Origin of the sequence: Nonomuraea sp. MG754425, assembly GCF_021699195.1 — a bacterium.
Lineage (GTDB): Bacteria > Actinomycetota > Actinomycetes > Streptosporangiales > Streptosporangiaceae > Nonomuraea.
Map to the genome: position 1 here is coordinate 32,267 of NZ_SSXE01000017.1, position 18,630 is coordinate 50,896.

At 72.6% G+C, this 18,630-nt stretch carries 21 protein-coding genes; 10 read left to right on the forward strand and 11 right to left on the reverse strand.

All coding sequences use genetic code 11. The features are described 5' to 3' along the window. Positions 1-68 precede the first annotated feature (68 nt). Positions 69-815 carry an SDR family NAD(P)-dependent oxidoreductase gene (locus FAF44_RS08245; RefSeq protein WP_237102437.1) on the forward strand — a complete coding sequence of 249 codons (747 nt, stop codon included), beginning with the start codon at positions 69-71 and terminating at the stop codon, positions 813-815. 47 nt (positions 816-862) lie between these two features. Further along, positions 863-1,795 carry an RNA polymerase sigma factor SigJ gene (gene sigJ, locus FAF44_RS08250; protein ID WP_237102438.1) on the forward strand — a complete coding sequence of 311 codons (933 nt, stop codon included), beginning with the start codon at positions 863-865 and terminating at the stop codon, positions 1,793-1,795. Positions 1,796-1,805: 10 nt separating this feature from the next. Here sigJ and FAF44_RS08255 read toward each other — a convergent pair whose 3' ends face one another. Genes FAF44_RS08255 through FAF44_RS08260 form a run of 3 tightly spaced genes read right to left on the reverse strand, consistent with a single transcriptional unit; the run spans position 1,806 to position 3,478 of the window. Then, positions 1,806-2,915, reverse strand: coding sequence for a winged helix DNA-binding domain-containing protein (locus tag FAF44_RS08255; RefSeq protein ID WP_237102439.1), 1,110 nt, complete (start codon positions 2,913-2,915; stop codon positions 1,806-1,808). Next, positions 2,912-3,034 (reverse strand): hypothetical protein, encoded by a 123-nt coding sequence (locus FAF44_RS54545; RefSeq protein WP_272894227.1) that lies wholly within the window; start codon positions 3,032-3,034, stop codon positions 2,912-2,914. Before FAF44_RS54545 ends, FAF44_RS08255 begins: the two co-directional genes overlap by 4 nt. A 21-nt stretch (positions 3,035-3,055) precedes the next feature. Next, the gene (locus tag FAF44_RS08260; RefSeq protein WP_237102440.1) at positions 3,056-3,478 is read right to left on the reverse strand and encodes a VOC family protein; all 423 of its coding nucleotides are present in this window, start codon (positions 3,476-3,478) and stop codon (positions 3,056-3,058) included. A gap of 132 nt (positions 3,479-3,610) precedes the next feature. Between FAF44_RS08260 and FAF44_RS08265 the strand changes: the two genes are divergently transcribed. Continuing rightward, entirely contained in the window at positions 3,611-4,591 is a 981-nt protein-coding gene (locus FAF44_RS08265; RefSeq protein ID WP_237102441.1) for a YafY family protein, read from the forward strand. On the opposite strand, the gene FAF44_RS08270 is transcribed toward FAF44_RS08265, so the two are convergent. Continuing rightward, positions 4,578-6,134, reverse strand: a complete 1,557-nt coding sequence (locus FAF44_RS08270; RefSeq protein WP_237102442.1) for a DUF1349 domain-containing protein — start codon at positions 6,132-6,134, stop codon at positions 4,578-4,580. The genes FAF44_RS08265 and FAF44_RS08270 overlap by 14 nt on opposite strands. A gap of 149 nt (positions 6,135-6,283) precedes the next feature. Here FAF44_RS08270 and FAF44_RS08275 point away from each other — a divergent pair, with 149 nt between their 5' ends. The 3 genes from FAF44_RS08275 (at position 6,284) to FAF44_RS08285 (ending at position 8,609) form a co-directional block, all read left to right on the forward strand. Beyond that, positions 6,284-6,946 carry a response regulator transcription factor gene (locus FAF44_RS08275; protein ID WP_237102443.1) on the forward strand — a complete coding sequence of 221 codons (663 nt, stop codon included), beginning with the start codon at positions 6,284-6,286 and terminating at the stop codon, positions 6,944-6,946. Further along, complete coding sequence (locus FAF44_RS08280) at positions 6,943-8,031, forward strand: HAMP domain-containing sensor histidine kinase (protein WP_237102444.1); 1,089 nt, start codon at positions 6,943-6,945, stop codon at positions 8,029-8,031. The genes FAF44_RS08275 and FAF44_RS08280 overlap by 4 nt, the downstream gene beginning before the upstream one ends. Before the next feature lie 95 nt (positions 8,032-8,126). Beyond that, a complete protein-coding gene (locus FAF44_RS08285) occupies positions 8,127-8,609 on the forward strand; it encodes a carboxymuconolactone decarboxylase family protein (protein WP_237102445.1) in 483 nt (160 codons plus the stop codon). A gap of 42 nt (positions 8,610-8,651) precedes the next feature. On the opposite strand, the gene FAF44_RS08290 is transcribed toward FAF44_RS08285, so the two are convergent. From FAF44_RS08290 to FAF44_RS08300, 3 genes are all read right to left on the reverse strand, one after another. Then, positions 8,652-9,449 (reverse strand): MerR family transcriptional regulator, encoded by a 798-nt coding sequence (locus FAF44_RS08290; RefSeq protein ID WP_237102446.1) that lies wholly within the window; start codon positions 9,447-9,449, stop codon positions 8,652-8,654. Between the two features lie 13 nt (positions 9,450-9,462). Then, positions 9,463-10,263, reverse strand: coding sequence for an alpha/beta fold hydrolase (locus FAF44_RS08295; RefSeq protein WP_237102447.1), 801 nt, complete (start codon positions 10,261-10,263; stop codon positions 9,463-9,465). A 782-nt stretch (positions 10,264-11,045) separates the two neighbouring features. Then, positions 11,046-11,603 carry a helix-turn-helix domain-containing protein gene (locus tag FAF44_RS08300; RefSeq protein WP_237102448.1) on the reverse strand — a complete coding sequence of 186 codons (558 nt, stop codon included), beginning with the start codon at positions 11,601-11,603 and terminating at the stop codon, positions 11,046-11,048. Between the two features lie 60 nt (positions 11,604-11,663). On the opposite strand from FAF44_RS08300, the gene FAF44_RS08305 reads away from it, so the two are divergent. Next, positions 11,664-12,950, forward strand: a complete 1,287-nt coding sequence (locus FAF44_RS08305; protein ID WP_237102449.1) for an alpha/beta hydrolase — start codon at positions 11,664-11,666, stop codon at positions 12,948-12,950. A 144-nt stretch (positions 12,951-13,094) separates the two neighbouring features. Here the strand turns inward: FAF44_RS08305 and FAF44_RS08310 are convergent, their stop codons facing one another. Next, positions 13,095-13,973, reverse strand: a complete 879-nt coding sequence (locus FAF44_RS08310; protein WP_237102450.1) for an SDR family oxidoreductase — start codon at positions 13,971-13,973, stop codon at positions 13,095-13,097. A gap of 63 nt (positions 13,974-14,036) precedes the next feature. On the opposite strand from FAF44_RS08310, the gene FAF44_RS08315 reads away from it, so the two are divergent. Together FAF44_RS08315 and FAF44_RS08320 are read left to right on the forward strand one after the other, a co-directional pair. Continuing rightward, positions 14,037-14,633, forward strand: coding sequence for a TetR/AcrR family transcriptional regulator (locus FAF44_RS08315; RefSeq protein ID WP_237102451.1), 597 nt, complete (start codon positions 14,037-14,039; stop codon positions 14,631-14,633). A 245-nt stretch (positions 14,634-14,878) separates the two neighbouring features. Next, positions 14,879-15,889: an alcohol dehydrogenase catalytic domain-containing protein gene (locus FAF44_RS08320; protein WP_237102452.1), complete on the forward strand. Its 1,011-nt coding sequence runs from the start codon at positions 14,879-14,881 to the stop codon at positions 15,887-15,889. Positions 15,890-15,952: 63 nt separating this feature from the next. Here the strand turns inward: FAF44_RS08320 and FAF44_RS08325 are convergent, their stop codons facing one another. The 3 genes from FAF44_RS08325 to FAF44_RS08335 form a co-directional block, all read right to left on the reverse strand. Continuing rightward, a complete protein-coding gene (locus FAF44_RS08325) occupies positions 15,953-16,240 on the reverse strand; it encodes a DUF6204 family protein (protein WP_237102453.1) in 288 nt (95 codons plus the stop codon). Between the two features lie 11 nt (positions 16,241-16,251). Further along, entirely contained in the window at positions 16,252-16,890 is a 639-nt protein-coding gene (locus FAF44_RS08330) for a TetR/AcrR family transcriptional regulator (protein ID WP_237102454.1), read from the reverse strand. 79 nt (positions 16,891-16,969) lie between these two features. After that, on the reverse strand, positions 16,970-17,893 hold the full coding sequence (locus FAF44_RS08335) for a virginiamycin B lyase (protein WP_237102455.1): 924 nt from the start codon (positions 17,891-17,893) through the stop codon (positions 16,970-16,972). Between the two features lie 93 nt (positions 17,894-17,986). Between FAF44_RS08335 and FAF44_RS08340 the strand changes: the two genes are divergently transcribed. Beyond that, on the forward strand, positions 17,987-18,628 hold the full coding sequence (locus FAF44_RS08340; protein ID WP_237102456.1) for a GntR family transcriptional regulator: 642 nt from the start codon (positions 17,987-17,989) through the stop codon (positions 18,626-18,628). Positions 18,629-18,630 lie beyond the last annotated feature (2 nt).

The window sequence follows — 18,630 nt, forward strand, 5'->3', positions numbered from 1 at the left end:
GACCGGCCCGCGAGGGTGACCTCGCTCACAACGTGTCACAACCGCGGGCGCGGATCGTCTCAGAGGGCATGACGAACAACGCGGAACGGACCTCGGTGCTCATCACCGGAGGCAACAAGGGGCTGGGCCTCGAAGCGGGTCGCCGGCTCGGCGCGCTGGGCTGGACGATCTTCCTCGGCTCGCGCGACGCGGACCGGGGACGGGCCGCCGCCGCCGGGCTGGCCGACGGCGGCGCGCAGGTCGTCATGGTCCCGCTGGACGTGACCTCCGACGAGTCGGTGGCCGGCGCGGTGCGCCTCGTCCGTGAGCACACCGACCGCCTGGACGTGCTGATCAACAACGCCGGCGCGCCCGGAGAGATCGTCACCCCCGCGGACGCGACCGCCGCCGACCTGCACCCCGTCTACGACACCAACGTGTACGGGCCGGTCAGGGTCACCCACGCGTTCCTGCCCCTGCTGCGGGCGGCGGAGCACCCGCGGGTGGTGATGGTCTCCAGCGGCGGCGGCTCCTTCGCGGTCGTGACCGACCCGGGCCAGCCCATGTCGAAGCTGCACGAGCTGGCCTACAGCTCGTCGAAGGCGGCGCTGAACATGATCACCGTCCGGTACGCCCAGGCGCTCCCGGAGATCAAGTTCAACGTCGCCACCCCGGGCGAGATCTCGACCCGCAGGTTCGCCGCCACCGACATGAACCACCACACCGGCGAGCTGACGGTCACCGAGGGCACCGACTCGATCGTCAGGCTCGCGACGCTCGACGCGGACGGCCCGAGCGGCGTCTTCGTCGACCGCCTCGGCCCCGTCTCCTGGTGAGCGTCTGGTAGACAGGGCGCGACATGCGAGCTCTCTGGAGGGATTCCGTGCCTGGACCAGCGGACGAGGCGGGCACGGCCGGTTACCGGCCGCTGCTGTTCTCCATCGCCTACGGGATGATCGGGTCGGTGGGCGACGCCGAGGACCTCGTCCAGGACGCGTTCCTCGGCCTGACCCGGGCGCGCCAGGCGGGCACCACGATCATCGACCCGAAGGCGTACCTGACGACAGCGGTGACCCGGCTGAGCATCGACCACCTGCGTTCGGCGCGGGTGCGGCGGGAGACGTACGTGGGCGAGTGGCTGCCCGAGCCGGTCGTGGTGCCCGCCGAGGCGTCGGGCCCGGCCGAGCACGCCGAACTGGCCGACGCCCTGTCGATGGCGTTCCTCGTGCTGCTGGAGTCCCTGTCGCCGGTGGAGCGGGCGGTGTTCATGCTGCGCGAGGTGTTCGGCTACGACTACCCGGACGTGGCGCGGATCGTCGGCAAGACCGAGGTGAACTGCCGGCAGATCTGCACGCGCGCCCGGCGGCGCGTCGCCGCCGGGGGGCAGGCGCTCGACGGCGCGCGGCTCCCGGCGCGGCGGGCCGCGGGAGAGGCGCTCGCCCGCAGGTTCTTCGAGGCCGCCGACGGCGGCGACATCGAGGGGCTGCTCGGCCTGCTCGCCCCCGACGTGGTGCTGCACGGCGACGGCGGCGGCAAGGCGCGGGCACTCGGCCGCCCGATGACCGAGCCCGGCCGCGTCGCGCAGGCGCTGGTCAGCGGGTTCCGCCGGATCAGGGGGCTCGGCGTCACCTACCGGCCGGCCTGGGTCAACGGCCGTCCGGGCGCCGTCATGTACGACGCCGAGGGGCACGTCGCCGGCGTGGTCGGGCTGGACATCGCCGACGGCATGGTCCGGACGATCCACTCGGTGGCCAATCCCGACAAGCTCTGCCATCTCGGGCCGGTGTCCGGGGTGGGGTTGCTGCCGGAGCGGTGACGGCGGCGTCCTACGGCGGGGGCTCGGTGACCCGCGCCCGATCGTTGCCGCCGTCGGACAGGAACGACGCCAGCGCCTGTCCCTGCTCGGCCACCTCCGCCCGGTCGGCGCGCGACAGCCGGCCCAGCGGCGCGACGATCACGACGCCGGCCTCGACGGTCCAGGTCGCGGCGACCCGGCCGTCGACCAGGACGACCCGGGCCCCGGCGACCGACAGGCCGCGGTGCGCGTCGTCGATGATCCGGCCGCGGTCGTGGTAGCCGAGGATCGCGTTGTCGAAGGCCGGCAGGAAGCGCACCGGGGCGGGCGTGCCGGGGTCGGGCCGCGGCGCGCCGGGCAGGTCGAGCAGTTCCCGGCCGCGCTCGTCGCGGAAGGAGACCAGCTCCTCGCGGATCGCGGCCACGGCGGCGGGCAGCCCGGCCAGGCCGCACCAGGCCCGCAGGTCGGCCATGGTGGCGGGGCCGAACGCGGCCAGGTAGCGCCGGGCCAGCGCCTGCCCCACCGGGTCGGAGCCGTCCGGTGCGGGCGGGTCGATCGGGCGTCCCAGCCAGGCGGACAGCAGCACGTTGCGTACGCCGCCCTTCATCCGCCACAGCCCGCGCGGCGGGAGCTGCGCCATCGGGAGGAGCGCGGCGACCAGCAGTTCCCCCAGCGCCCGGGGCGGCGGGTCCGGCCAGCGGTCGGCCAGCGCCCGTACCAGCTCGCTCATCGAACGCGGCTCGCCGTCGGCCATCACCGCCAGGCCCGCCGCCGCCAGCTCGTCGAGGTCCACCCCGGCCAGCTCACGCCGGTAGGTGCCGAGCACCCGCTGGCGCAGCATGGGGTCGTGGCGGGCCCGCCAGGCCAGGACGTCCTCGGCGGTCAGCAGGTGGACGGTGCGGCGCATGAGGTGGGTGCGCACCACCCCGCGCCCGGCCACCAGCTCCGACAGCGCCGCCGGGTCGAACGCGCGCAGCCGCGACCAGAGCCCGACGAACGGCTCCTGCGGCTCCTGCGCCTGCAGCCCGCACAGGTGCGCGACGGCCTCCCGCACCGGCACGCCGGAGCGGTCGAGCAGCAACTGCCGGGCCAGCGTCGCGCGGTTGAGCGCCCGCGCGTCCAGGACGGTCGCCGCGCTCACGCCGCCGCCCGCGTGATGGTCGGCGGGTCGTCGGCCACGTCGATCCGGCCGAACCTCATGGTGCCCATGCGGGAGGAGCTGACCTGGATCCCGGTCCGGCTCAGTGGCCGCGGTCTCATGCTGGTGTTCCCTTCGCTGTGTCAGCCGCTGTAGGGGGTCGCCACGTCCAGGACCCAGACGACGCCGAAGCGGTCCTCCAGCATCCCGTACAGCGGGGCCCACTGGGCGGGACCCAGCGGCTGAACGATCTTCGCCTCGGCGGACAGCTTCTCCCAGTACCCGGTGATCTCCTGCGCGCTCTCGCCGCGCACCGACAGGAAGAACGCGTTCTCACCCCGGTCCCACGGCAGCCGCGCGGGCACGTCGTACGCCATCACGTGGAAGCCGTTGCCCGCGCTGACCTGGCCCCACATCACCTGGTCGGCCTCGGCGGGGTCGGGCGCGTGCCCCGCGTCCCGGTAGGTGACGACGGCGAGGTCACCGCCGAACACGGACCGGTAGAACTCCAGCGCCGCGCGGGCGTCGCCCCGGAAGTTCAGATGCGCTACGGACTTGACGGCCATCTTCGGCTCCTGATCTCTGCTTGTCGGCTCCGGGACGCGCGGTCCCGGCTCGCTCTTCCGGAAACCACGGTGCCAGGGGAAGTGGCCAGGGTGTGTCCGCTACTCAGCGCGTCCTGCGGCAGAATGGACGGCATGCCGAAAACCTCAGCGCGGCTGCTGGCGTTGTTGTCGCTGCTCCAGACCCGCCGCGACTGGCCGGGGGCGCTGCTGGCCGAGCGGCTGGAGGTCAGCGCCCGCACCGTCCGCCGCGACGTCGATCGCCTGCGCGAGCTCGGCTACCCCATCACGGCCTTCAAGGGGCCCGAGGGCGGCTACCGGCTCGACGCCGGCACGGAGCTGCCGCCGTTGCTGTTCGACGACGAGCAGGCCGTCGCCCTGGCCATCGCGCTCCAGCTCGCCACCACCAGCGGGGCCGGCATCGAGGAAGGCGCGGCGCGCGCCCTGAACACCATCCGGCAGGTCATGCCGGCGCGCCTGCGCCACCGTATCGACACCCTGCGGATCACCGCCGTCGAGCCGCCCGTGCTCCGGCCGGATCCGCAGGTCGGCAGCGGCGTGCTGCTGGCGCTCAGCGCCGCCGTCCACGCCAGGCAGGAGCTGCGCTTCGACTACGAGACGGGGCCGGGCGACGACGGCGAGCCCGTCCCGCCGCGCCGGGCGCAGCCCCATCACCTCGTCGCCTGGGGCGGGCGCTGGTACCTCGTGGCCTGGGACCTCGACCGCGACGACTGGCGCATCTTCCGCGCCGACCGGATCACCCCGCGCACCCCCAACGGGCCCCGCTTCACCCCGCGCGAACTGCCCGGGGGCTCGGTGGCCGCCTTCGTGGCCGCCAGGTTCAGGGGCTCCACCGGCTCCGCTGCCACCGACGGCGACTGGCCCTGCCGCGGCGAGGTGATCCTCGACCTGCCCGCCTCCGTCGTGTCCCATTACACCCGTGACGGGGTCGTCGAAGAGGTGGGCCCCGGCCGCTGCCGGCTCGTCCTGGGCTCCTGGTCGTGGACGGGGCTGGCCGCCGCCTTCGGCAGGTACGACGCCGCCATCGAGGTCGTCGGCCCGCCCGAGCTCAAGGACGCCTTCGCCCGGCTGGCCCGCCGCTTCAGCGACGCCTGAGCTCCGGCGTCGCGCCGGACCGGCCGCGTACGGCGATCGCCGCCGCGAGGGCGAGGCCGGCGTAGGCGACGGTCACCGCCAGGCCCGCCCACGGCGGGAGCGGGTAATAGCCGCCGAGCAGTGACCGGTCGACGTCCACGTGCGCGAAGGCCGGGATGCTCTGCGTGATCGCGAACCCGGCGGCCGGGGTGATCGTCAGCAGCCACGTGGCCTGGCCCGCGCTCGCCAGCAGGTAGGGCACGACGACCAGGGCGAGGGCCGGCACGGCGGCGACGAGACTCCGTCGGGTCAGCGCGGCGAGTCCCAGGGCCAGCACGGCGGCGAACGCGGTCAGCGCCGCGTAGCCGACGATCACCCGCAGCTCGGTGCCCAGGGTGAGCGGCTGGACGCGGTTCTGGTTGGCGCGCACCATCGCCAGGCCGGCGGGGAGCACGATCCCCGCGGCGACCAGGCCCGTCACGAACGCGACCGCGCCGACCACCACGGCCCGGGCCCCCAGCACCCGCGCCGGCCGCGACCCGACCGGCAAACCGGGTCCGCCGGATCCGTCCGGCGGACCCGACCCGGTCGGCCCGGCCTGGTGTGCCGCCGTGCCGAACCGGACCGCCGCCAACAGCACCGGGATCAGCCCCAGGGCCCCGCCCAGCAGCAGGAGGTCGGCGCGCAGGCCGCCCTCCATGGTGGCCGGGCCGATGTCACCGCCCCCGGCCACCAGGATCTCGTCGCCGGACTCGACGGCGCGGCCCGGGTGATGGGGAGTGCCGTCGGGCTGCATGACCAGGCCGACGTCGTCCTGCCGCCACGGACCGTTCGCGCCCTGCAGCCCGATCCGGTCGAACGTGGCGGCGGCCTGGGCGTAACGTTTCGCCATCTCGCGCACGTCGCCCGGCGAGGTGGCGAACAGCCCGATCTCGACCGTCTCCGGCAGGCCCGCCAGCCGGGCCGTGCCGACCTCGGTCCACGTCCGGCCGTCGCCCGACTCGTAACCGGTGACGGTCTCGCCCGACCTGGTCAGCCGCAGCCACCGCGGCCCCCGCACCGGACTTCCCGCCACGTCGTGGACGAAGTCGTGCTGCATCCGCACGCCGTGACCGCCGGTGAGCATGACGGCGGCGTACGAGCCGCCCTGGGCGAGACTCCTCCTGACGAGCAGCCCGGCCTTCGCCCACGGCACCACCCCCTTCGTGACGTTGCGCACCCCGGGCACGGCGTCCGGCAGCCGGATCTCCCCCGTCAGGTCCGACACGCGGGCCGTGATGACGCCGTCCCCCTTGAGCGGCTGGTGCACGAAGAAATACCTGTCGTTCACCGCCGTGCCGTCGGGGCCCAGCAAGGGCGCGGGGCAGGGGCCCTCACCCTGCGCGGTCACGCAACTGATCTGGACGCTCCCGGCGACCAGCAGCCCGATCGACACGGTGACCAGCACGGAGGCCGCCAAGGTGAGCACCAGGCCCCGCAGGGAGCGGAACATGGCCCACTCCGCGCGCAGCGCCCGGGAGAAACCGTCCGGCCGGGCGGCTCGGTGAGGCGTGAAAGAACTCATGGCAGCGAGTTGTACGCGGCACCCGGTTCCGGCCCGGTCGCACCGGCCGCGACCGGGCTGGAACCCACGGTCTGGCATCGTTGCGGCATGGCATCCCGACCCGGCGGCCGTTCCCGCCGCTCCACCCGTCCGAGCCGCGGTGCGCGGCGGTGAGGGTCCTCGTCGTCGAGGACTTCGAGGTCCTCGCCCGCTCCGTCGGCACCGGGCTGCGCCGCGAGGGCATGGCCGTGGACGTCGTCCTGGACGGGACCGCCGCCCTCGACCGCCTGGCCGTCACCCGCTACGACGTGGTGATCCTCGACCGCGACCTGCCCGGCGTGCACGGGGACGAGATCTGCCGGCGGCTCGCCCACGACCGCCACGAGACCCGCGTGCTGATGCTCACCGCCTCCGGCACGATCGAGGACCGGGTCCACGGGCTCAGCCTCGGCGCCGACGACTACCTGCCCAAACCGTTCGCGTTCGCCGAGTTGGTCGCCCGCGTCCGTGCCCTGGGCCGCCGCGCCACCCCGCCGCTGCCGCCCACCCTGGCGCATGGGGGCCTCACCCTCGACCCGGCCCGGCGTACCGCGTTCCGGGCCGGGCGGCGGCTCGAGCTGAGCGCCAGGGAGTTCGCCCTGCTCGAATGCCTGCTCGCGGTGCCCGGCCGGGTCATCTCCGCGGAGGAGCTGCTCGAACGCGTCTGGGACGAGGCCGCCGACCCGTTCAGCAGCGCCGTCAAGCACACCGTGCACCGGTTGCGGGCCAAGCTCGGCGACCCGCCCGTGATCGAGACCGTCCGCGAGGGCGGTTACCGCATCGGACAACCATGACCTCGCGGCGATCCCTGCAGACGCGGCTCGCGCTCGCCTACGCGGCGGGCATCTACGCCGCCGGGGTCCTCGTCCTCGTCCTGGTCGACCTGCCGCTGGCCAGCATCGACGCGGCCACCCCCAAAGGCCCCGCACCGGGCAGGATCACCGAGGCCGGGCCCGGGATCGGGCTGCCCCAGCTCCTCATCGGGTCCGCCGTCGCCCTGGTCGTCCTGGTTCCCGTCGCCCTGGCGCTCGGCTGGTACGTCGCCGGCCGCTTCCTGCAACCGCTGCGCGCCATCACCGCCACCGCCAAGGTCATCTCCGCCGGGGACCTGCACCGCCGCCTCGACCTCGGCGCGCCCGCGGACGAGCTGACCGAGCTCGGCCACACCCTGGACGACCTGTTCGCCCGCCTCGAGTCCTCCTTCGACGCCCAGCGTCACTTCGTCGCCAACGCCTCCCACGAGTTGCGCACCCCGCTCGCCGGGCTGCGTACCCTGCTCGAAGTCGCCCTCGCCGACCCTGACGCCGACGCCGCCACCCTGCGCGCGGCCTGCCAGGAGGCCCTGGCACTCGGCGGGCACCAGGAGCGGCTCGTCCAGGCGCTGCTCGCCCTGGCCACCAGCGAGCGCGGCGTCACCCGCCGGGACGACCTCGACCTCGCCCACGTCGCCGCGGACGTGCTCGCCACCCGCCGTGACCGGGCGGCGCAGGCGGGCATCGACCTCGTCGAACACCTGGCGCCCGCGCTGACGGCCGGGGACGCGAGGCTGGTCGAGAGCCTCGTCGCGAACCTCGTCGACAACGCCGTCCGCCACAACCACGCGGGCGGGCACATGACGGTCACCACGGAGACCTCCGGCGCGCAGGCGGTTCTCACGGTCACCAACAGCGGGCCGACGGTCCCCGGCGACCAGCTCCCGCGTCTGCTGCGGCCGTTCCAGAGGATGGCGCCCGACCGTCACGGGGGCGGCGGCGGTTACGGCCTCGGCCTGGCCATCGTGGACGCCGTCGCGCGGGCACACCACGCCACCCTCACCACCGCCGCACGTCCAGGAGGGGGCCTGTCCGTCACGGTGCTGTTCGCCGCAGCGAACCGGTGATCCGCGCGGCGGACGAATTCTCCAGGACGAGTGTCACAGGGTCCGGATCGCCGGCGTCTTGTGCCCAGAAGCGTAAGACGATGAAGGAGCACCTCATGACCGCTCGTTTGAACCTCTTCAGCGACCCGACCGCGGTCGCGGCCAAGGCCGCCAAGCACTTCGGCGCGGCCAGCCAGACGATGCTGACGGAGTCCACCCTGCCGGCCCCGATCAAGAAGCTGGTGGTGCTGCGCGCCAGCCAGATCAACGGCGACGGTTACGCCACCGACGTCTGGGCCAAGAACGCCGCGCACGCCGGGGAGAGCGCCACCCGCGTCAACCTGGTCGCGACCTGGCGTGAGAGCACGGTGTTCACCGACGCCGAGCGGGCCGCCCTGGCGGTGGCCGAGGAGGGCACCCGCATCGCCGACGCCTCCGGCGGCGTCACCGACGAGGTCTGGGCGGAAGCCGCCAGGCACTACGACGAGGACCAGCTCGCCGACCTCGTGATGCTCATCGCCCTGATCAACGCCACCAACCGGATGAGCGTCATCGTCAGCCAGCGCGGCGGCGGCTACGAGCCCGGCCGGCTCGGCTGAACCGGCTTTGGTTGAACCGGGCGATCCTCCGGCCCGGCGCGCTCAGGGCCGTGGACGGCGTCCGTCCGGTGCGGGCGCCACGCGCTCGAGCCGGGTCCAGCCGGTCCAGCCCCGCTCCCGCAGCAGCTCGACCAGCCGGCGGGCCGGCGGCACGGTGTCGAACGCCAGCGTGTCCATCAGCGCGACGAGCGGCAGCTCGATGTCGACGTCGTCGATGTAGCCGTCGCCCTGCTCGTCGGCCAGCCGGGTGAGGTAGGCGGCCAGTTCGTCGGCCAGCCCGGCCAGCCGCGGGTCGTCGGCGGTCCAGGCGAGCGCCTGGCTCAGCGTGCGGTAGAAACCGGCCAGTCGCGGGTCGGCGAGCTGCTCGCGTTTGCGCGCCAGCCACTCCGGGACCCGCTCGGGCGAGCGCGCGGCCAGCGGGATCCAGCCGTCGCGCTCGGCCTGGACGATCCGCTCGTCCACGCCGAGCGCCCGCAGCCGGTCGAGGAACTCGACCACCTCCGGCGGCAGGGCGAGCTGCTCCCCCGCCGCCAGCCGGGCGATCCGCCGGCGGTGCCGCTGCCGCTCGCGGATCTCGGCCAGCAGCCGCCGGTCGATGTCCGCGATCGCCGTGGCGAACTCGTCCGGGTCGGCCCGCAGCAGCTCCCGCACCCGCGCCAGCGGGACCCCGGCCTCGGCGAGGGTCCGGATCCTGATGAGCCGGACCACGGCGGTGCCGTCGTACCTGCGGTAGCCGGAGCCGTCCCGGTGCGGCTCGGGCAGCAGCCCCTTGGCGTGATAGTGCCGCACCGCGCGCACCGTCACCCCGGCGTACGAGGCCAGCTCGCCGATGGTCAGCATCGCGCCGTCCCTCCTAGAGTGCCCGCCGGATGATCCGGGCGATCTCCGGGGCGTGGGTGCGGACCAGCCGGTGGTCGGCGTCGAGCCAGCACGCCGAGACGCCCGGCCGCTCCCGGAGCAGCCGCTCGACGCCGGCCCGCCAGTTCCGGTTGAGCCGCGCCGACCGCTCGTCGCCGCCGTCACCGGCCATCCGGGCCGACATGATCATGCTGATCGGCCGGTCGATCCGCCGGTACCGGTCGAGGAGCACCGAGCGTACCCGGTCGATCTCCACGTTCAGGTCGAGGATCTCCCGCGCGGTGAGCAGCACCTGACGCTCGGTGCCCCGGTCGGCCGCCTGCAGCCGGGCCAGTTCCTCCGCCATCGCGCGGAACTCCGGCAGGTCGGCCTCGGTGAGGAACGGCTCGGGCACCGGGTTCGCCCCGTCGATGAGGACGAGGCCGGCGACTTCGTCCGGATGCTCGGAGGCGTGGTGCACGGCCAGGTCCGCGCCGAGCGAGTAGCCGACGAGCACGGGCGGGCCGTCGCCGTCGGCTCCCCGCTCCGTCAGGACGGCCGTCAGGTCCCCGAGGAAGTCCGCGAAGGAGTAGCCGCGGGCGGCCGAGGCGAGGCCGTGGCCCCTGAGGTCGAAGGTCACCACGTCGTGGTCGCGGCGCAGCAGGCCGGTCAGCTCGCGCAGGTCGGCCTGCGTCGAGTTCAGCCCGGGGCACAGCACCAGCGGGCGTCCCCGGCCGCCCCGGGACACCGGGATGGTGACGCCGTCGTGCTGAATCGTGAAGTGGTGCACCGGTGTACCGGCTCGTGCTGTGGTCATGTTCTCAATGGTGCGAGGTTGACCCTGCGTCAGGGTCAACCCAGGAGTGATGACCTGCACGAGACCCCCAGCAGACGCCGATCGTCGTCCTGCGGCAACGGTTGAGATCCCCCTCCCCCAGTCACCTGAGGCAAGGTGCGTGGCGCGGACCTGTGGCTTGCGGACGGAGTGGACGAGAACCAGATCAGGAAGGTGGCACCGGTCGATGAGAACACGAATTTCTGACCGCATCCGGTCCGTCGTCGTGTCCGGTAGAAGTCCTCATGGTGTCCTGGCCCGGTCTGTCCGGACGCATGAGGATGGAGCGCGTCCGCACCCACCAGACGCGCTTCACGAATCGAGACGGAGATGACGCGACAATGATCCGTAAGAGGGCTGCTGGTCTTTTCGCCGCACTTGTAGCTGTGGCCGGACTTACCCTGGGACTGGCCGGAAACGCCGGCGCGGCGTCGCAGGGTTCCGCAGGGGTGTCTCAACGCGCGAACGCCTCACCACAGTCGGAGTGGTGGCACGAGGGCTACTACATGTTCTATTACGAGTGTGTCCAGTCAGGCACGGCCTGGCTCGCCCTGGGTGCAAAGACGTATAGCTGCACCGAGACGGGGCCCGACAATTACCCCTGGGAACTTCGCGTTCTGGACTGACTTTGCCTCCCTGCCCACGGCCGGGACCTGAAGCGTGCGGCGCTGAGAGCGATTCTCAGCGCCGCACCTTGCTGCGCGACCTGGCTGTCAGGCCGGTTCCGTGCGGGTTGCCGTGCCCGGCCGGCTTGTCCGGGAACGTCAGTCCGGGCCCGATCCGGGGTCGGTGGGTGGCTGTTCGACCGGGAAGAAGAGCGGGCTGAGCAGGTGCTGTGTGCGGTCCGGCGTCGGCTGGTTGGTCAACAGGGGCAGGATCACGCGACGGAACTCGCTGATCATCGTTTCCAACTCGCCGCGGGTGAGCCAGAGGGCGTGCTGCTGGTAGCCGACGAGGTCCGCCACCGGGTCGGCACCCTCACGGTCGAGGTAGGCGTTGAATTCAGCGACCAGGACGGCCATCGCGGTGGCGAAGGCGCGCCGGTGGTCGTCGGGCGACATGGCCGTGAGTGCATCGGCGTCGAGGACGGCTCGGTCGCGGCGTAGCCGGTAACGGCGCTCCACCGCGCCGCGCACCCGCCTTTCGCCCGCCACTTCCAGGACGCCGCCGGCCGCGAGCAGATCGACGTGCCGATAGACCATGGCCTTCGAGGTGTCGGGGAGCCGTGCGCATAGCTGGCCGGTGGTGAGTTCCCGCTCTCCGCGCATCGCGTGCACGATCCGCAACCGCACCGGATGCGCCAGTAGCTCCAGAGTGTCCACGATGCAACATTCTCATGCTGTGCTACCGTTCGCAAACCAGTGGAAAGGTTGCGTGTCGGAATGACCATGGGAACGGATCCGGTGGCGATCGCGGCGGCGGTCGTCGAGTTGGCGCGGGGTGGCCGCTTCGCGGACATTGAGGCATCGTTCGCCCCGGCGCTGCGGGCGGCGGTCTCCGCTGAGACGCTGCAGGTCGCCTGGGAGAGTCAGCTTGCCAGGATCGGGGCGATCTCCGCGGTCGGGACGCCGATCAGCGAACCGGCCCCCGGGAGCCCGGTGACCGCATCGGGGACGGCCGAGCTGGTCAGGGTGAGCGTCCCGGTGACGTACGAACGTGGCGGGCTGACGGTGGTCATGGTGGTCGACGAGACCGGCCTGCTGCAGGACCTGCGGCTCGCACCTCCGCTCAGCGAGCCGTGGACGCCGCCGTCGTACGCCCGCCGCAAGAGATTCGACGAGCACGAGGTCACCGTGGGCTCCGGCGCGCTGGCCGTACCCGGCACGTTGGGCGTGCCGCGCGGGCACGGCCCGTGGCCCGCGGTGGTGTTGCTCAGCGGCGGCGGGCCGGTCGACCGGGACGCCACCAGCGGTCCCAACAAGCCCCTCAAGGACCTGGCCTGGGGGCTGGCCGACCGCGGCGTGGCAGTGCTGCGCTTCGACAAGGTGACCCACACCCACGCCGCCCGGGTGGCGGCGATCCCGAACTTCACGATGAGCGATGAGTACGTCCCGCACGCCGTCGCGGCCATCCGCCTGCTCCAGCACCACCCGGCCGTCGACGCGGCGCGGGTGTTCGTCGCGGGCCACAGCATGGGCGGCAAGGTGGCCCCAAGGGTCGCCGCCGCCGAACCGTCCGTGGCCGGGCTGGTGATCCTGGCGGGTGACACTCAGCCCATGCACCGGGCCGCCGTCCGCGTCGTCCGCCATCTCGCCTCGCTCCATCCCGGTGCGCAGGCCGCGGTCGAGGCGATCACACGGCAGGCCGCGCGTGTCGACAGCCCGCAGCTCTCGGCCGAAACACCCGCCGCGGACCTTCCGTTCGGCTTTTCGGGAGCGTACTGGCTGGACCTGCGCGGCTACGACCCGGTCGCGACCGCGGCCGCGCTGGACAAACCGATGCTCATCCTGCAGGGCGGCCGCGACTACCAGGTGACCGTCGCCGACGACCTCACGGGCTGGCAGGCGGGCCTCGCCCACCGCACGGACGTCACCATCCGCGTCTTCGACGCCGACGACCACCTGTTCTTCCCCGGCTCAGGCCCGTCCACGCCCGCGGACTACGACAAGCCCCAGCACGTCGACGCGGCCGTGGTCACCGGCATCGCCGACTGGCTGGCACCACGGTGACCGGGCCGCGATCGCCGGCCCAGACGCAATCACCAGGCGCCGGTGCGGGCCGGCGCGAAGGTCGCTGTCTCCGAGGTCAGTGCTGTTCGAGGCGTGCTCCAGGTGCTTCGGAGACGGCGGGCCAAGGGCGGCGGATCGACGAGATCACCGATCCCCCGTGAACGCGGTGGCGTGGTCGGCGACCCACTGGCGAAACGTTCGCGGCGCCGTCCCGAGGATGTCGGCCACCGCAGTGGTGACGTACGCGGGCTGTCCGACCGCCGCGCTCCACGCGGCGAGCAGCATGTCGACGACCGAACTGGGCGCCGTGCCCTCCGACAGGCTCCGGAACTCGTCCGGTGTCATCTCCTCGAATGCGATCCGGCGCCCCAGGACGTCACCGATGACGCCCACCTGCGCGGCCTGGGTCAGCGATTCGGGGCCCGTCAGGACGTAGTCGCCTCCGACGTATCCGTCCTGATGGAGCGTCCACGCCGCGACGGCTGCGACGTCGCGGTCGTCGACCGGCGCCGTCTCGGCGGCGCCGTAAGGCCACCGGACGACCTCGCCGGCCCGGATCGCGGACGCCCACCAGGCCGGCGAGTTCGACGCGAGCATCCCCGGCCGGATGATCGTCGACTCGACTCCGGTGGCCGCGATGAACCGCTCGATGTCGGCGTGCAGCGCCGCCATGGGATTGGGCTGTTGGAAGAGGGGGTGCGGCGTCTGGTGCGGGGAGGAAAGGAAGACGATCCGCCGCACGTGGGCCGCGAGCCGCTCGAAGACTGCCGCGGCGGTCTGAGGCGGGGCGGTCCAGACGAGGAAGACCGCACCGGCACCCGTCAATGCCGGGTCCAGCGACTCGGGGACGGTGAGGTCGCCGGTGAAGACCTTGACGTTCGTCGGCAGCGTCGCCGCCGCCTCGGAGCGATGGGTGAGGGCGCGGACCGGCACGCCCGCGTCGAGGAGTCGGTCGATGACGACACGGCCGATCCGGCCGGTCGCCCCGGTGACGAGCACGGGAGCAAGGTGTGTGTGATTCATGCCGCCGATGAAAACGTTACTCGGTTAAAAAAGCAACTCGGTTATGAATACTACAATGGCCGGATGAGCGAGCCGACGGGACTGCGTGCCCGCAAGAAGGCGCGGACGCGCAACGCCATCGCCGACGCGGCCGTCTCGCTGTTCCTGGAGCGCGGCTACGACCACGTCTCGGTCAACGACATCGCCGCGGCGGTCGAGATCTCCAAGCCGACCCTCTTCCGGTACTTCCCCACCAAGGAAGACCTGGTGCTGCACCGATTCGCGGACCACCAGGGCGAGGCCGCACGCGTCGTACGTGACCGCGGATCCGGCCTCAAACCGGTGACGGCGCTGCACCGGCACTTCCGGGCCGGCCTCGATCGGTACGACCCCGTCACCGGCCTCAACGACCATCCCGAGGTGGTGGCCTTCCATCGGCTGGTGTTCACCACACCCGGCCTGGCCGGAAGGCTCACGCGGTACCAGCTCGAGGACGAGGAGGCGCTGGCGGACGCCCTCGGCGAAGGCGTCCAGGCACGCGTGCGAGCCGCCCAGGTGCTCGCGGTCCAACGGGTGCTCGCCCGGGCCAACTGGCAGAAGATCGCCGACGGTCGAACCGCTCGCGACGTCCACCCCGAGGCCGTGGCCGATGCCGACCAGGCATTCAACCAACTGCGGTGACAGGCTCCCGGTCCTGTCCTGGTCGGCCGATGACGCCGCCGGTCCTCTCGCCGACCGCCGGGCGCGTGGTCGGGCCGTGCACGACCACCGGCAGGCGGCCGGCTGGTCGGGCGAGACCCCGCGTCAGGGGCAACCCGGGCGACACGCCAGGGCGGCCTTGCCCCGACAGGTACGGCAACCGGTGAATGATCTCTTCATAGTGCCGTCCGACGAATCTGCTTCTCACCGGATTGTGAGGCCCGCCCATGCTTACCGCCATCGCCACCGCGGTCGGCGAGCCGCTCGCGTTCACCGAACGCGAGGTGCCCGAACCCGGACCGGGCGAGGTCCTCGTCAAGATGACCGCGTGCGGAGTCTGCTACACCGACCTGGACCTGCTCCAGGGCCACTGGCCGATCGCCCGCTTCCCGGTCGTGCCCGGTCACGAGATCACCGGAGTGGTGGCCGCCGCCGGGCCGGGCGTGTCCTGGCCGGAGATCGGCACGGCCGTCGGCGCCCAGTTCCTCGGCGACTCCTGCCGCCACTGCGACTACTGCGTGCGCGGCGACCAGATCCTCTGCCCCGCCAAGCGCATCACGGGCATCGTCATGGACGGCGGTTACGCCGAGTACGCCGTCCTCAAGGCCGACTTCGTCACCCCGCTGCCGGACGGCCTCGACCCGGTCGCGGCGGCCCCGCTGATGTGCGCGGGCGTGACCGCCTTCAACGGCCTGCGGCAGGGCGGGATCACCCCGACCTCGCGCGTCGCGGTCATCGGCACCGGCGGGGTCGGCGCGCTGGCGGTCCGTTACGCCGTGGCCATGGGAGCCCGGGTGGCCGTCATCAGCCGGTCGAACCGGGGCGAGGCGGCGGCGAGGGAACTGGGCGCCGAACGTTTCATCGCCACCCAGGACACCGACCCGGCCGAGGCGCTCACGTCCTGGCACGGCGGGGCGAACGTGATCCTCAACACCACCCCGTCCACCACGGCCGCCGCGGCGACGATCACCGGCCTGGCGCCCGACGGCACGCTCGTGCTGGTCGGGTACGGCCCCGAGCCGCTGACCCTGCCCACCCAGCCGATGGTGCTGAACCGGCTGCGCGCCATGTTCAACCCGTCCGGCTCGCCGCACGACACACGCGACGCCCTGGCGTTCTCCGCGGCGCACGGCATCCTGCCCGAGTTCACCCCGATCGGCCTGCGCGACGCCAACACGGCACTCGACGCCATGGCCGAGGGGCACGCCGGCCAACGCTCGGTCATCACCTTCGGCTGAGCACACGGACGCCGCCGGTCCAGACGTTGATCGCGGGTGGCGACCCGGGCATGGCCGGGCGGCTTACCGCTGCTGCCGCTTCCGGCGAATCCTGACGTCTCGCATGTCCGTGACCGCGACGCGGAGGATCCGGTAGGGGTGCCCGTGCGCGTCCAGTGCCGCGATGGCCCGCTGGGTGGCTTCTTGTTCGCCGTCGTCCGGGGCTGCCGGCACCTGGCAGCGGAAGGTGAACGCCGAATGACTCCGGTCGCCGGTGAAGGTGCCGGCCTCGGTGAAGGCGGCCTGGAAGGCATCGGCTCCGGTGACCGGGCCGGTGTCACTCAGTCCGTCGAACGTGCCGCGAATCGTCACCCTGAACACCATCAGTCCTTTCGTACGGCATAGGCGAGCAAGCGTTCACCGAGCAGATCCTCGGTGACGTCGAGAAGATCCAGCAGCGCCTCGGCGATCGAGTCCGGGCCCTCTCCCGCCGCGACATGCCTGCCGATCTCCGCGAAGACCAGGGCGTGGACGGCGCCGAGCTGGGCGGCTGCCACGCGGGGCAGTGGGTCGTCCGGCCCGGCGCCGGTCTCCTCGGCCAGTACGGCGGCGAGCGCGCCGGTCATCTGCGCTCCGAGTTCCTCCAGCCGGGCGGTCAGCGTGGGGGCGGCCCGCATCATCCGGTAGACCCGGCCGAACCCCTCGGTCAGCCCCAGCATGCGGTCGCGGCGGTGCACCTCATCGCGTAGCTGGGCCAGTACGGCCCGAGCGGCGGACTCGCCGGCGCCGCGCCGCCGCACGATGTCGGCAAGCCGCTGCGGGGACGCCTGCTCCGGCGGCAGGACGAGATCCTCCTTGGCCTGGAAGTAGTTGTAGACGGTGTTCACCGACACGTCCGCCGCCGCGGCGACCTCGGCGATCGTGACCTGCTCGAAACCTCGCTGCACGAACAGGCCGGTGGCCACCTCGCAGATGTGCCGGCGCGTCTGCCGCTTCTTGCGTTCCCGCAGCCCTTCGGTCATGCCCGAAGTCTAACTGCATTGCAATTTTTAAGTCCATTGCAAATTTGGAGCGCGCTGCGCCCACATCTGCCGCACGTCCTCACCCGCCATCGGCGTCCAGGGCCTGACCTGGGCGTTCCAGCCGCGCGACCCCTCCTGTCTCCAGGGCCACCCACACAGCGCCGTCGGGGCCCAGGGTGATGCCGTGCGGCTCGGACGACGGTGACGGCAGGCGGTACTCGGCGATCGCGCCGCTGTCGGTGATGCGGCCGATGCTGCCGGCTCCCCATTCGGTGAACCAGCAGTCGCCGGTGGAGGCCGCGACGATGGCGTGCGGTCTGGCCGCGCGGTCGGGGAGCGGGAACTCCTTGATCGCGCCGTCCACCGAGATCCTGCCGATCTGCCCCGCCGCGATCTCGACGAACCACAGGGCGGCGCCGTCGCTGGTGATGCCCACGGGTGCGGCGCCGGGGGTGGGAAGCGGGTGGATGTCGACGTCTCCGTGGACGGTGATGCGGCCGATCGCGTTCGCCTGGTTGAGGGCGAACCACAGGGCCCCGTCAGGGCCCGCGGTGATGGCCGCGGGAAAGGCGCCCGTGCCGGGAAGGACGAACTCGGTGATCTCGCCCGTGCCGGTGATGCGGCCGATCCGGTCGGTGTTCATCTCCGTGAACCACATCGCGCCGTCCGGACCGGCGGTGATCCCGAAGGGCCCGCTGCCGGGCGTGGGTGTGGGGAAGGACTCCGTTGCACCGTCGGTGGTGATGCGGCCGATCCGATGATCCTGGGACCGGGTGAACCACAGCGCTCCGTCGGGCCCGGGGGCGATGACCATCGGGCGGCACTCGGGCGAGTCCAGGGGGTGTTCGTGGAGTTCGCCGTCGAGGGTGAGACGCGCGATGCGGCCGCTGTGCACGAAGGTGAGCCACAGCGCACCGTCAGGCCCGGCCGCGATGCCGTAGGGCCCGGCGTCCTTGCCCGCCACGGAGATCTCCCTGACGGCCGGGGGATCGGATCGGTGCACAGCGACTCCTTGCCGGGGTGGGGGATCAATGCCGCAGGTCAGTCTCGCGCATTGACGTTCGGATGTGCTGCATACAATATATTGTCTATGGATTTGCGGCACTCAGTCACCTCGGCGCGGGACGTGGCGTATGCGTACCTCCGCGGCGGGCTCGTGGAGGGACGCCTCCGCCCCGGGGAGATCCTCGACGACGCCACGATCGCCCAGGAGATCTCCATCAGCAGGACTCCGGTCCGGGAGGCGCTCATCCAACTGGAGCGCGAAGGCATGGTGACCGCCGCGCCGCGGCGCAGGCCCAAGGTCGCCGAGGCCCAGCCCGACGACCTGGTGTCGATCATCGCGCCGCTCGGCACGCTGCAGGCGCTGGCCGCCCAGCTCGCCGCGCCGCACGCGACCGACGACGACGTGGCCGCCATGCGCGGTCACAACGACGAGCTGCTGCGGGCGATCGAGGACGCGGACATCGTCCGGGCACGCCTGGCGGACCTGGCCTTCCACCGGGTGCTGGTGAGCAGGGCGGGCAACCGGTTCATCACCTCCTGCGTCGACTCGCTGGAGATGCACACCAGCCGCGTCATCTCGCTGTACTTCCACAACCGCGGACCTGACGGACAGTCCGCCCGCGAGCACACCGAGATCATCCAGGCCGTTCTCGACCGTGACGCGGGCGCGGCGGCCAGGGCCACGCGCAGCAACTACCTGCGGGGTCTCCCCCTCGGTGGGGAGGAGGCATGACG